Here is a 13,930-nt window from a genome sequence, read left to right on the forward strand (position 1 = left end):
AGTTTACATCCCTTTAAAAAAATTCGCCCTTTGCTAGACGCAGAGGGCGGATCTTTTAGCTATGCAAATATCCTTTAAGCCAAGTGCGAGGTCGATAGAAACCAATCGGAATTTGAATGAGGGACGTTTTTTGCGTCCTATCAATTCCATACAGTTTGTCACATGAGTTTGCATCAAAACCTAAGAGTGGATGTCCACCCATATCCATAGCTGAGGCTGCTAAGACGAGCCTTTGTACGAGTATGCCAGCTTCCATTTGTTGAATCCGGTATCCCCTATAACCGAAATGTTTTTTTAAATAATCCTTATTTCCGATTACGTGTAAACAGAGTGGGACTTGAAAGAGGTTTACATTGTCCATTGTCATACCGGATTGTAAAGAATGGCGTAGGTCCCCAGATTGAATTTCTTCTAATGCATGAGCAGTGCTGTCATAGGAATATGCCCCATTTGCCAAACCTTCTACGTTATAAAAGCATCCGCAGAGTGAGACGCGTGCTTTAGGGTTGATATGTTCTCCGTCTAAATCATTTTGATAAGGAAAGGAAAGAGTTGCCTCTTGAAGTAAGGTAGCGAGCTGCGTTTCATTTATTTTTTTTAAGACAAAGTCTAGATCTGGTGAATAGCGTTTTTGACAAACGGATGCAAAATCGTACGATAATCGCTGCGCTTCTGGGAGCGTTAAAGTTTGCGTGTGATGTGAAGCAGCTGCGTCTTCTCGTACAGTTTGAAATTGATCGGTTGATTCTAGCATAGAAGCTCTGTTCATTTTGGTTATCATCGGATACTCTATCACATTTTGTGAGCGAATAAAGTAATCATGCTGCAGAAGAGGGAGTTCTTGAGATAGTTCATGAGATGAGATGTTTTTTTCTAATGTATCCTCATGGCAAAACCATTCTGCTGTAGGTTTACTAGATAATGGAATAACCGCGTATACACTTTCTTCTTGCTCAGATAATCCGAGTAAGTGATTCATGGCTCGATCAAGAAATTGAAAATATACACCAGACGTATAGCCGAATTGTTTCGTAACTTCTAGTAATTGACCGATGAGTACGCCGGTATCTAGACCTTGGAGCCGATAAGAAAAATTATTATATTTAAAGAAATTTTTCCAAAACATAGTTGATACGAAAGTAGTGCCGAAACAAGCAGATATATCACAGCGATTCCCGAGTGCCTGCGTCAAATAAGAGTCAAAATTTCCTTCCCGTAGCAAAATCAAACGATGATGGGCTACGTCGTAATGGTAGATGCCATATGGGATCGTTTCTATTCTCAAATATACATACAATTCATTTGGGTACAAAGCTCCTCCTGAAGGAATAAACCTTCGATATATATTCCTTGTTTTCTCTTGATCGAAATGGAAAGAGGGTTGGCAAATTTGGGTCAGGCCGAATGTATACCAAAGAAAATGTCCTATTTTTTCTAGATTGGGTTCAATAGGTACATTTTGATTTCGAAATGTTAGCGGCACCTCAAGAGAAAGAGGGATAATAGGTAAACCACGATATAGTTTATAAGGAAGCGGTGCATCTTCCCAGTTAACATTCTCATTTGTGGGCATAATTTCATCGATAGAAAAATGTAAATTGTGTAGAAATGCCTCTAATTCCATGAAATTTCCTCCTTACAAAGCGGATTACGGAAATGGATGGGGATGCGGATTTAGTTCTTCAAACGCTAGCGGATTAGCCATATAACCAAGTTCCATCGGTACGTTTCGTACTCTTTGTAGCCCTGATGTGCGAGTAAGATGGTGACCAAATGTCATTGGTAGCATGCCAGGAATGAAGACTTTTACACAATGTAAGCCGTTTTTTCGGATAGCAGGAGCCGTTTGATCAACAACGATTACTTCAAGTCCTAAGTGAGCAAATCTGTCTAGAAGGTGCTTGAGGTCTACAGTTAAGTCGGTATCATTAGATGGAAGGTGATTCATTTGGTCAAATGTTTGTAAAGGATGATCATTATTTAATAAAAATTGAAGACGCTCTTCTGCTTCTGGTAAACCGTATAACATACTATGATCTTCCATTTGTGTTACAAGATATGGATCATGTAAAAATTGTTCATATTTTTGCCGGTTTTCTTCAAATTTTTCATCCATTATAAGGAGCATACCAGCTAGCTCATGAATGGCATTTTTTACAGCTCGCACTGGTTCCATATGAGCTCCCCCAGCGCAGATAAGGTTCATTCCGGTCTGTTTTGTATTTTTAGCAATTGCCCACACACTCGGAATTCCATGTTCCATCGTTGCATCAAAAACATGTAAATCATAGCCTGTAATGGTGCGCATTCGTTCAATCATTAATTGTAATTCTGTATCGCACGCAGAAGCTAAATCAAGGCGAGAGAGTGGTAATTGTGCATACCAAGTTAGTAAAAAGGCATCGCGTTCTACTATTTCTAAAATCCCATGAAAAATCGCTTCTTCTAAACTTCCTCCAATGGCGCAGCCGTTAGAAGTTTCATAGACAAATCCGTCTTTATGCCCTAAGCTGTAATAGGCAACGGATTCTGGTATTAATACTGGGCGATTTTGTAATAAAGAATAGCCCCATACCCAATTTTGCGGATCATCAGGATGAAATGGCTTAAACGGGAAATTAGGCTGGTTATAATGTTCACTCGTATGTAAACCAAGTGTAACGGGATTAATCGCCTTGTCTTCTAACTCGTGATAACTCCCATGAATTTTTGTCCGTTTCCCGCGAGGAGCAATTCCGCAATATCGTTCCAATCCTTCTAAAATCGCTGTCGATTCGCTAATTGTATAAGAATGTGTTCGGCCTGCAACTCCTTCGTTTCCCATAAGTAAGGGCATATTTACAATGACGTCAGCGAATGGTAAACGGGAATTTTGCATTTTTCCGTTTAAAAGTCCGGTTCGATAGTCTAAATAATCTTGCGTTAAAAAAGTATTTAATTCATCTATGGAACGACAACGATAGCTGTCACTGCTCGTTTTGAAGCAAGGCTGTAGTGATAAATGAGCAGCTGATTCAGTATCATCAGGTAATGAGCTACACATCGGGCATAGAGGATCAGGGAGAAATGAATGGCGTGAACATTGAAATGTTTGCATGTTAAATAAAAGGAGCTCTTCTTGTAAAGTTGCATGATGCTTTGTTAATATTTTCTCTGTTTCTGCATAAATGAGGTGGCTCATTTGTAAAATGCCGTTTTGTGTTGCATATATATCCCGCTCTACACTGTCATCGCGTTCCGTTAAAAGTCTTCGCTGCAGTTCCCACATTTCTTTTCGATCATAACCAGCTACGAGTCGCCTTGCATCAGCGCAATGGGAGCACCCTGGTTGATCGGGCCTAATGTAAGGACCGATGATACCTTCGCCAAATGAAATAAAGCCCCTAAGCCAAGGGATATTAGCGGATCGAAATATTTCTTCCGCTTTATGGTGAATAGAAGGGGAGCAACCATCGTGTAATATGAGAGCAAGGTGAATATTTTCAGGAAGCGTTTCTTCAAGATTGTTTTGACGAATGACAGAATAGTGAACGGATAATTGTTGATCTACATAATCAGCGAGGAGACCTTTTCCTACAAGCAATATATTTGTATCCATCAGTTTTCCTCCTCTTTTATTAGCACGCCAACTACACTGCCCAAACCTTCTTGTAAAAAGGGTTCGATGGCTAAATCAAAAACGACGGGATAAAGATTATTTTCTTTTAAATTTAGTAAGGCTGCTTGTAAGGTTTCTAATTGAGGGACCTCTTCTTCGCTTTGTATTTCAACTCTAAATGAGTCTGTGTCCTGCACGAAAATAGCTGAATCTAATAATACATAGGAGTTAAGAGGGAGCTGTTGATTTTGCGCGTGCAGTAGTGCTTGCTGTAATGAGTTTCTTAACGCTAATGTTATATTTAAATCGGTACTACCATACCACTGATTGTGCATGCGGGTCCAAACAACAGGGAACCCTAACACTTCTTCACCAATTCCAATTTGGGGTGTTTCGTACATTGTTGAGAGTGCATTGAAATAAAATTGGCAGTGTGTGTCGTTGATTTCGGTTACTTGCAAGGGAGAAATTTCTTCTGTTTGGAGGAATTGTCGTTTCTGCAAGGTAGCTGTTAAATAGTGTTGTAATCCGCGATACACACCTTCTAGCATTGTTTCTCCAGCTCCAATTCCCATGCATTCGTCTTGTTCTCTACTGAATGAAGGGGAAATAAGGAAATCAACCATTTGTGATACATATGTCTCGATTCCGGTTAATCCTGCTTCTCGTCGTGCTTCATCATGGGTTAAACCTCCGCAAATGATATCAGGTAGGAGCTCAGCTGGTCCTTCGGATAATGGATTGGCAACTTGAATACGGCATTGGGATAAAGGTAATTGTGTTAAATCCTGTTCTTCCCATGTGTGAAAGATTCCAGATTTATTTGAAGTTAACTGGTCGAAAAAGTGAAATAACTCATTGGAACGATTTTGATTAGAGTGTTGATCGAGTACTTCACCGAGATTGTGGATGATGTCTCTGTACAAGTTTTCAGTCGTGATAAGTGGATGTTGAATGAAAGAATGCCATTCGCCTTCTAGTGTTTCGGAATCTAGTAAAAAGAATTGGTTCTGTTGTTCTCGTTTGGTAACTCCTGTAACGTTTTTGAATAACTCAAAAACAGCGATGTTTGCTAACATAGCTCCGGCAATTGGCGAGAAAGGCTCTAGCGGACCATCTTTTTGCAGAACTGGCTCATGGATACGTCGCCAAGCTGATTCCCAGCATACGTTAGAATCTGAAGTAACGACAGGGCCCACTAATCCTACTTGTTGTAAAGAAAGAGCTGGAAGAAAGTTTTTCTTTTCTTCTCTACAAATCTCATGGAGCATTTTTAATTTTTCAATATTACCACTTTCAGATACATATAGAATCCAATCAAATGATTGGAAAATCTCTCGTAAAGGCCAATCTACCGTTGTATCTATTTTTTGAACAAGTACATTTTGATCGGCAGTATAGGCCTTTTGTACAAGCTCAACAAGTCGCGCATCATCTGTTGCTGCGGGATCCGTAATAAGGCAATGGAACTCTGGTAAGCCAGATTCAAGCAAGGAAGAAACTAATGAAGTAAAGAAAGATCCAGATCCAATTGCTAACACTTTAGCTTGTCGATACATTTGAAATTGCAGGGGCCCCAATTGGGAGGTGTTTTCTAGAAATTCGATTTGTGATGCATATCTCTCAAGTAATGCATTCTCTAATTGATGGGGAGCACCTTGGCTCACATCTCGAACAAAACCATTTTGGTGCAAGATCTCGCCAATTTCAAATACCCTATTTTGATAAGGAAGGGAGAGCCCATTTGTTAATTCTTCTAACGTGTGTTCTCCGTTAAACATAGGCATCAATTTTTCAATCCATTGGTAGATATCACTTCCTTGCATCCGGAATGAACTGGAGTTGTTTCTAAAATAAACACCTCCGTCTGGATCGGGAATGAAAAATGTATCTTTGTTCATCTTTAGCTTTGTGGAAGTCCGCAGATTACTCATTTTATTCCTCCTTATCAGTCAGTTCGTTTTAAGCGCACATTATCAGTGTATGTACTTTGATTTGTCCCTTATGATAAGTTAGAAAAGGTTGCCTCTACAGTGGATGTTGCAGAGGCAATCTTTTTTCTTTAAGTAACTATGCTGCTTAGTGGTTTTATCGGCCACCACCGCCGCAATTGTGTCCGCCGCAATTGTGTCCGCCGCAATTGTGTCCACCGCAATTGTGTCCACCACAGTGGTGTCCGTTCCAGCAGTGATGTCCACCGCAGTGGTGTCCATTCCAGCAGTGATGTCCGCCACAGTGATGCCCGCCGCAGTGATGTCCACCGCAGTGATGCCCACCGCAGTGATGCCCACCGCAGTGATGCCCACCACAGTTTTGCCCACCACAGTTTTGTGGGCGCGTAATGTAATAGGACTGAGTTTGAGGGTCCCAAACAGTGACCTCACCTGTTTGAAAATCATTCAAGCCTAACGATTGAATTTCATTTTGGAAATGATACATGTTAAACCTCCTAGTCATAGATAGGGCTATTTAAAAGTGAAAAAGAGTGGAAGAAATTGTATTTTTCTGTGCGCTCTCCACATCAACCTATGAATTCCGCCCTGCGGATGTTACTGATTGTAATGCCTATTTAAGTACAGAAAGTGTTTTTCATTCATGAATAGAGGAAGCGTAGGAGCTGATTGATTATAACGGAAGTAGGAGAGAAGGGGGGAATATAGTTTTATTTTTATCCTGCTATTTTAGGGGGAGTAAGACTCCTACCTTAAAATTCAGCATAGGTGGGGGGAGACGAGCTGCCCGTAAAAGCCCGATTGGTGAAGGGGAATAATCAGTGGGGATGAAGAAAAATCTCATTGATTCAAGTTTCACGTTATAAAAAAAGCTGTAGAAAGATCGAATGTATCGATTCTTTCTACAGCCTTGTATAGTTAGAAGGTTAATCAACCTTCTAATAATAATGATTTTGGATCTTCCAGCATTTCTTTAACAGCAACAAGGAAGCTAACTGCTTCTTTACCATCGACGATGCGGTGGTCGTAAGATAGAGCAATGTACATCATCGGACGGTTTTCCATACGTTCTGCATCGATTGCAACTGGTCTTACTTGAATTTTATGCATTCCAAGAATACCTACTTGTGGGCTGTTTAGGATTGGTGTTGACATAAGGGAGCCGAACACACCACCGTTTGTAATTGTAAATGTACCACCTTGTAGTTCTTTTAATGTAAGTTTGTTATCACGTGCTTTTTTACCTAGTTCACGAATTTCGCTTTCAATTTCAGCGAAGTTCAATTGGTTTGCATCGCGTACAACTGGAACAACTAAGCCATCTGGAGCGGCTACAGCGATTCCGATATCATAGAATTTTTTAATGATAAGCTCGTCACCTTGGATTTCAGCATTTAACAATGGGAATTGTTTTAATGCTGCAACAACTGCTTTTGTAAAGAATGACATAAAGCCAAGACGAACATCATGTTTTTTCTCAAATGCGTCTTTACGTTCTTTACGTAATTCCATGATTGCAGTCATATCAACTTCGTTAAATGTTGTTAACATTGCAGATGTTTGTTGAACTTCTACAAGACGTTTTGCAATTGTTTGACGGCGGCGGGACATTTTTACGCGTTCAACTGGTTTTTCAAATTCAGTCACTGCAGCTGGTTTTGGACTTGTTTTTTCTTGTTTAGGCTCAGCTTTTGGTGCAGCAGCATGCGCTTGTACATCGTGTGGTCTTACGCGGCCAAGTGGATCAGTGCTACGTACTTCATTTAAGTCAATGCCTAATTCACGTGCCATTTTTCTAGCAGCAGGTGATGCGATAGGACGGTCTGTATTTGGAAGACCTTGTAAAGCTGTTTTATTTGGCGTAGCACTTGGAGCCTCAGCTTTTGGTGCTTCAGTAACTTCTTGTTTAGGTTGTTCTGGTGCCGCTGGAGCAGGTGTACTGACTGCAGCGCCGTTTGCATCTAAAATTGCAATGATGTCACCAACTTCAACTGTATCCCCAGGCTCTCCTAATAGCTTCGATACAATACCTGAATCTTCCGCAATGATTTCTACATTGACTTTATCAGTCTCAAGCTCAACAACGCTGCCACCTTTCTCAACTTTGTCGCCTACGTTGATAAGCCATTGTGAGATAGTTCCTTCTGAAATAGATTCTGCAAGCTCAGGTACTTTAATTTCGATCATTTTAAATGTCCTCCCCTTATTTGCCTAACGGTGTGTTTTGTCTTCTTTTTTCTTCGGTAATCTCCATCTTTTCCAGCTTAATTGGGCAGAAATTCTCTACAACCTAGTAGTTAAGGAAATCTGCCCAAATGAGCTAGAGTAAAACGATTTTTTAGTTGCTATAAACTTCTATTTCTTGTTTGTCTTGACGGAAGTTATACTTTGTATCTAATGCATGAGCCACGATAAGTTCTTGTTCTGCTCGGTGCGCATGTGGATCGCCACCTGAAGGACTTGAACGGTCTGGGCGTCCAATATAACCTGTTTTTACTTTATCGCCAGCAAGTTCAAACAGAATTGGAGCCATGTAATGCCATGCGCCCATATTTCTTGGTTCTTCTTGTACCCAAATGATTTCTTCTAAGTTTTTAAAGCGTTTCATAATAGATTGAACTTTTTCAGCAGGGAATGGGTACAATTGCTCAATGCGAACAATATGAACTTCATCTAAATTGTACTCATGTTTACCAGATTCGATTTCTGCTGCTAAGTCAATTGCCATTTTACCAGTTGTTAAAACAAGGCGTTTTACTTTCGTTGGTTTCGTACCAAGGTTTTCTTGTTCTAAAGCAGGTTGGAAGCGTCCTTCACTTAGCTTGTCACCTGATGAAGCTGTAAGTGGGTGACGTAATAAGCTTTTTGGCGTCATAATAACTAATGGACGAACAGCTTCTGTACCAAGGATTGATGCTTGACGGCGCAAGATATGGAAGTATTGTGCCGCACTTGTTAAGTTTGCAACAGTCCAGTTGTTTTCAGCAGCTAGTTGCAAGAAACGTTCTGGACGTGCACTAGAGTGCTCTGGTCCTTGACCTTCATAACCATGAGGCAATAGAAGAACTAGACCTGATTTTTGACCCCATTTTGCTCTTCCTGCTGAAACATATTGATCAAATAATGCTTGTGCAGTATTTGAGAAGTCACCGTACTGCGCTTCCCACATAACAAGAGTTTCTGGAGCGAACACGTTATAACCGTACTCATAACCGACAACTGCAGCTTCAGATAACGGACTGTTATGAACTGAGAACGATGCATTGATATTTGGTAATCGGTGCAACGGTGAATATGTTTCGTTTGTTTCTGTATCATGTAATACGATATGACGGTGTGCGAACGTACCGCGCTGTGAATCTTGACCAGTTAAACGAATTGGCGTACCTTCTTGTAAAATAGAGGCGAATGCTAAAGATTCGGCAAGTGCCCATTCAATTTTACCGTTCTCTTCAAGAGCATCTTTGCGGCGCTCAAGAATCTTCTTCACTTTCGGATATACGTTAAAGCCTTCTGGCCAAGTTAAAAGTCCTTCGTTAATTGCGCGAAGTGTTTCAAGCGGAAGACCAGTATCAATCGGTTGAATACCTCTTGCAACTACGTCTGGAACTTTCACGTGTATAGCTGCTTCACTCGTATCAGCAGGTGGTACTTGTGCATACTCAGCTTTTAATTGTTCTTGCGTAAACTGTGTAATTGTTTCGACTTCTTCAGCATTTAAAACACCTGCAGCTTGTAGTTGCTCTGCATAGATTGCTCTAACAGTAGGGTGCTTTTTAATTTTCTTATAAACTTGTGGTTGCGTAACTGCTGGGTCATCCATTTCGTTATGTCCGTAACGACGGTAACCGATTAAATCGATTAAGAAGTCTTTTTTGAACAGCGTACGATATTGAATTGCCAGATTAGCAGCTGCAAGACAAGCTTCTGGATCGTCAGCATTTACATGGACGATTGGAATATCGAAACCTTTTGCAAGGTCACTTGAATATTTTGTAGAACGAGAATCATAGCTATCTGTTGTAAAGCCAACCGAGTTATTTGCAATAATGTGAATCGTTCCACCTGTTTGGTATGCATTCAGTCTGCTTAAGTTTAAAGTCTCAGATACGATACCTTGACCAGGGAATGCAGCGTCACCGTGAACTAAAATTACGAATGATTTCGAAGCATCTTGTTCAGGATAACCAGCTTTTTTACGATTTTCTTGAGCTGCACGTGCATAACCTTCAACAACTGGGTTAACAAACTCAAGGTGACTCGGGTTATTTGCTAATGTAACGCGTGTGCTAGCTTCTTCAGAGCCAACGACTTGTTCTCTACCTAAATGGTATTTCACATCGCCAGTCCAGCCAGCATTACTATTTACACCTTCTATTGTTGCATGTTTAAACTCAGCAAACATGTGACTATATGGTTTTTCTAATACATGAGCGAGTACGCTAAGACGGCCGCGGTGAGCCATACCGATCATAACGTCATTTACGCCGCCCTTAGCACCTTCTGAAATAATTTCATCCAGTACAGGTACAAGCATATCAACACCTTCTATAGAGAAACGTTTTTGACCTACAAACGTTTTATGCAAAAATTGCTCGAAACTTTCAACTGCTGTTAACCGTTTTAAAAGAGCAGTTCGTTTTTTATTTGGTAGTGGTTGACGCAATGAATTTGATTCCACCATTTGATGCAACCACGCACGTTCTTCACTATCTTGTATATGAGAAAATTCATAGGCTAAAGATTTTGTATAAACATCTTTTAATCTATTAATTACATCAAGAGCTGTGTGAATACCATTTGGTGCATCTGGCCATACTGTTTTTGCTGGAATCGCTTTCAAATCTTCATCGCTCAAGTCCTGCATTGCTGCATGAATAAGGGATTGTCCATCAGTAGGATCTTCCATCGGATTAATATGAGCGGATAGATGCCCGAATGAACGGATACTTTCTACAACTTGCACCACTTTAAGAATTTTTTCAATGTTTCCTGTACCTTGAGGAGAAAAATTTGTTTCTTTGTTGTCCCCTGTTACGACATCAGCTTGGAATGAAGGAGCTCCAAAAGTTTCAAAAAGCTCTTGTAATTCCGGATCAATAGAACCTTCATTAGTCACGTAACGATCATACTGTTCAATAACATAGCCAAGGTTCGGACCATGGAATTTGGCCCAAGGGTTTGTCGCTGTATTCTTCCTCGTCATTTGTTTAAACCTCCCAATGCATATATTCCTTTTTTCGTGTGAAAAGGATGCATTTCACTCTTTTCATAATTGATGAACCAGTAATGAATGTAAATGTTATCTTTACTCTTATGTTATTACAATAATTTACATAATACCAAACATTATTACTTATCCGTTTTGTAAAAAAACATTCACAATTACTTATCACCTAAGTTAATCTTTCATGTTATAAAGTAACTTTAGGGAAAAAATAGGTGATTTCATTTGATACATCCATCATTGGAAAAGATTATCCCGATGAAAGTCTAAGGGTAATTGTTAGAATTTTTCGTTAAAAACTCATTTGAATTATGTATATTAAAATAATAAGCGCTTTCAAGAATATTATACAACAATATAACAGAATATAGTATAAAAAATAAAAAATTATGAATTTATCGTAAACTTTATTTCGGTAGTGTTAAATATTGAAAGGAAAAAAGAAAAATTTGCTTATAAGTGATGATTATGATTTAAAAATGGCTTATAAATCGTTAGTTTTTGCAAATATAGCAGAAAACTGCTCAAAAACGATAGCTCATTTCATACAAATAGGAAGAAAATTTGTATATGTAAAAAAAATAACGTGCATATAGCTATATTAATTTTTTAAATTAGAGGAGGATTAATATAACGAAAACTTCCCACCTGAAAAAGTATAAAACCGTCCTTGTCAAGCGAGAGAGAATTTGTCCATGCCTAGAAGCGGTCAGAGCCTCTTTCTGCCTCATGCTAAGTGAAAATAAAGAGAACGGGGGGCAGGAATAAGTAGGAAACCTAATATTTTGGTTATATTCATTTGTTATACTTTCCCACTTTGGTTATAAAAATAGTCATGATAAAGAGGACATTCCAGTAAATACGGAATCTAACTTTGGAGTAGAGTGCAAAAGATTTACTCATATAAACTGCATCTTATGTAAAGGATACTTGACGTAAAGTTTCCTTTACTTTTATACTATATGTAAGTAAGGAGGGATAAATTTCTTGGAAAATAAAATGGTAGAATACCGAAAGAAATTTGGATTCTCTCAAGAGAAGTTAGCTGAAAAGCTTGGCGTGTCTAGGCAAACGATTATTTCAATTGAAAAAGGAAAATACGATCCATCGCTTCCTTTAGCATTTGAAATTGCGAAAACATTCCAGACAACCATTGAGAATGTATTTCTTTATGAGGAGAAAGAACAGGGATGATAGAGAAGGGGGAATAGTAATGAATTATTCACAGAAGTACTTTTTGATTATTGGCATGTTCTTTTTAATCATGAGCGGATTCATGATGTTGGCAGGGGTTATGACACATTCTGCACCACCCACTCCGACTTATACATTAGTATCGATAATGATTATGTGCTTTTGCTTAAGTTATTTACATCCGCAATTTAAAGAAAAAGATGAACGAATGAAGTTGATTCGTCAAAAAGGAATGTTTTATTCTTTCTTTGCATTATTAATATATTTTATTGTTTTTTCAATTGGCTTACATTTAGAAATCATTATATTGACCGCTGGAGAACTACTTAATATTTTAGCTGCATTAACAATTAGTACAGTCTTTATTTCGTTTGTTGTTTTATCTAAAAGATGTTAAGTGGAAAATAATAAATAGGTCTTATATAGGAAGGAGAAAAAATGCAACTTCTTTATGCATTTGGTATCAGTATTATTTTAGTTCTATTCATGTATTTCTTCGTTCGTAAAGATATTACGAAAGATAATACGCTCACAAAGAGAGGTTTTTATAAACTAATTGGATGTTTAGCGGTGATGTTTATAGGAATTATTGTGATGATTGTTTTGGTGATTCAGAAATTCTAGAGATGGTGTAGGGCAGAATAGGCATTGACCTAGAGTTTTAAGGTTTGTAGAAAAGGATAGATGGACTTTCGCAAGTTCATCTATCCTTTTCTAATTTCTTGTAGGTGACTGAGATTATGCAGTTGCCTTTTTGTTTTTTTCAATTTAAATATAAAAATAAAATAAGTCTAGTATGCACTAAGTTTAAATCTGGATTTCATTCTATTTAAATTTCATTACAATTGTGTTACTACTCTTAAACTTACCTTGGAAATAGCTATACTTATACATAGTACATATGTTTAGTCAATGATAAAATTTAGGAAAAGGAAGGAATTTATGAGAAAACAAATTATAGCACTTACTTTAGCTGCGGCTCTAGGACTCGGTTTCCAACCGAATAGTAGTTTAGCAGAAACATCAAATACGATAACACAAGCGGCTCCTCAGCAAAATGGATGGAAATCACAAAATGGGAAATGGTTTTATTATCAAAATGGTAGTAAAAAAACAGGATGGATTTCAGTAAATAATCAATGGTACTATCTAGATGCAGCGTCCGGTGGAGCGATGAAGACGGGCTGGTTGAAATACGGAGGTAGTTGGTATTACTTAGATGGAGCAGCCGGCGGAGCAATGAAGACGGGCTGGTTAAAAACAGGAGGTAGTTGGTACTACTTAGATGGAGCAGCCGGCGGAGCAATGAAGACAGGCTGGTTAAAAACAGGAGGTAGTTGGTACTACTTAGATGGAGCAGCCGGCGGAGCAATGAAGACAGGCTGGTTAAAAACAGGAGGTAGTTGGTACTACTTAGATGGAGCAGCCGGTGGAGTAATGAAGACGGGCTGGTTAAACCAATGGGGTAGTTGGTACTACTTGGATGGAGCAACTGGTGGAGCAATGAAAACAGGATGGTTGAACGAATGGGGTAGTTGGTATTACTTAGATGCAGCGTCCGGTGGAACGATGAAAACAGGTTGGAATAAGATTGATACAAAAATGAATTATTTCAAAAATAGTGGACAATGGGTAAATACACGTGAGTTAACAGTTAGATCAACAGCATACTCAAACGATCCAGCAGAAAATGGTGTGAAACCTGGTCAACATGTTTACACGAAAATGGGGGATGATTTAACAGCCAATCCACATTTAAAAGTGATTGCTGTCGACCCTAAAGTTATTCCACTTGGATCAAATGTATATGTAGAAGGGTATGGTCCAGCTGGAGCGAGGGATACTGGTGGAGCTATTAAAGGGAATAAAATAGATGTATTCATTCCTTCCAAGCAAGATGTTTGGAACTGGGGAGTTAGAACAGTAAAGGTATATGTATTACCTTAAAACTGATTGTAG

The 13,930-nt window shown here is 38.9% G+C and carries 10 protein-coding genes and 1 pseudogene; 4 read left to right on the plus strand and 7 right to left on the minus strand.

Features of this window, described 5'->3' with window-relative positions; genetic code table 11:
- Positions 1–55 precede the first annotated feature (55 nt).
- The 7 genes and pseudogenes from AC1M36_RS12625 to AC1M36_RS12655 form a co-directional block, all read right to left on the minus strand.
- Positions 56–1,624: a SagB family peptide dehydrogenase gene (locus AC1M36_RS12625; protein ID WP_479845922.1), complete on the minus strand. Its 1,569-nt coding sequence runs from the start codon at positions 1,622–1,624 to the stop codon at positions 56–58.
- A gap of 24 nt (positions 1,625–1,648) precedes the next feature.
- Positions 1,649–3,598 (minus strand): TOMM precursor leader peptide-binding protein, encoded by a 1,950-nt coding sequence (locus AC1M36_RS12630; RefSeq protein ID WP_479845923.1) that lies wholly within the window; start codon positions 3,596–3,598, stop codon positions 1,649–1,651.
- Positions 3,598–5,532 (minus strand): putative thiazole-containing bacteriocin maturation protein, encoded by a 1,935-nt coding sequence (locus AC1M36_RS12635; protein ID WP_479845924.1) that lies wholly within the window; start codon positions 5,530–5,532, stop codon positions 3,598–3,600. The genes AC1M36_RS12630 and AC1M36_RS12635 overlap by 1 nt, the downstream gene beginning before the upstream one ends.
- A gap of 128 nt (positions 5,533–5,660) precedes the next feature.
- On the minus strand, positions 5,661–5,924 hold the full coding sequence (locus AC1M36_RS12640; RefSeq protein WP_479845939.1) for a pentapeptide repeat-containing protein: 264 nt from the start codon (positions 5,922–5,924) through the stop codon (positions 5,661–5,663).
- Positions 5,840–6,055: pseudogene (locus AC1M36_RS12645) on the minus strand (heterocycloanthracin/sonorensin family bacteriocin); the annotation flags it as partial. The pseudogene AC1M36_RS12645 and the gene AC1M36_RS12640, both read right to left, overlap by 85 nt.
- 425 nt (positions 6,056–6,480) lie before the next feature.
- A complete protein-coding gene (odhB, locus tag AC1M36_RS12650) occupies positions 6,481–7,737 on the minus strand; it encodes a 2-oxoglutarate dehydrogenase complex dihydrolipoyllysine-residue succinyltransferase (protein ID WP_336452852.1) in 1,257 nt (418 codons plus the stop codon).
- 151 nt (positions 7,738–7,888) lie between these two features.
- Positions 7,889–10,756 carry a 2-oxoglutarate dehydrogenase E1 component gene (locus AC1M36_RS12655; protein ID WP_479845925.1) on the minus strand — a complete coding sequence of 956 codons (2,868 nt, stop codon included), beginning with the start codon at positions 10,754–10,756 and terminating at the stop codon, positions 7,889–7,891.
- Positions 10,757–11,764: 1,008 nt separating this feature from the next.
- Between AC1M36_RS12655 and AC1M36_RS12660 the strand changes: the two genes are divergently transcribed.
- From AC1M36_RS12660 to AC1M36_RS12675, 4 genes are all read left to right on the plus strand, one after another.
- Positions 11,765–11,971 carry a helix-turn-helix transcriptional regulator gene (locus tag AC1M36_RS12660; protein ID WP_336452850.1) on the plus strand — a complete coding sequence of 69 codons (207 nt, stop codon included), beginning with the start codon at positions 11,765–11,767 and terminating at the stop codon, positions 11,969–11,971.
- Positions 11,972–11,990: 19 nt separating this feature from the next.
- Complete coding sequence (locus tag AC1M36_RS12665) at positions 11,991–12,368, plus strand: permease (RefSeq protein WP_479845926.1); 378 nt, start codon at positions 11,991–11,993, stop codon at positions 12,366–12,368.
- Positions 12,369–12,409: 41 nt separating this feature from the next.
- Positions 12,410–12,595 carry a DUF3976 domain-containing protein gene (locus tag AC1M36_RS12670; RefSeq protein ID WP_336452848.1) on the plus strand — a complete coding sequence of 62 codons (186 nt, stop codon included), beginning with the start codon at positions 12,410–12,412 and terminating at the stop codon, positions 12,593–12,595.
- Between the two features lie 318 nt (positions 12,596–12,913).
- Positions 12,914–13,918, plus strand: a complete 1,005-nt coding sequence (locus AC1M36_RS12675) for a 3D domain-containing protein (RefSeq protein WP_479845927.1) — start codon at positions 12,914–12,916, stop codon at positions 13,916–13,918.
- Positions 13,919–13,930: the final 12 nt, after the last annotated feature.

This window comes from Bacillus sp. Medicinal_06 (assembly GCF_056711665.1).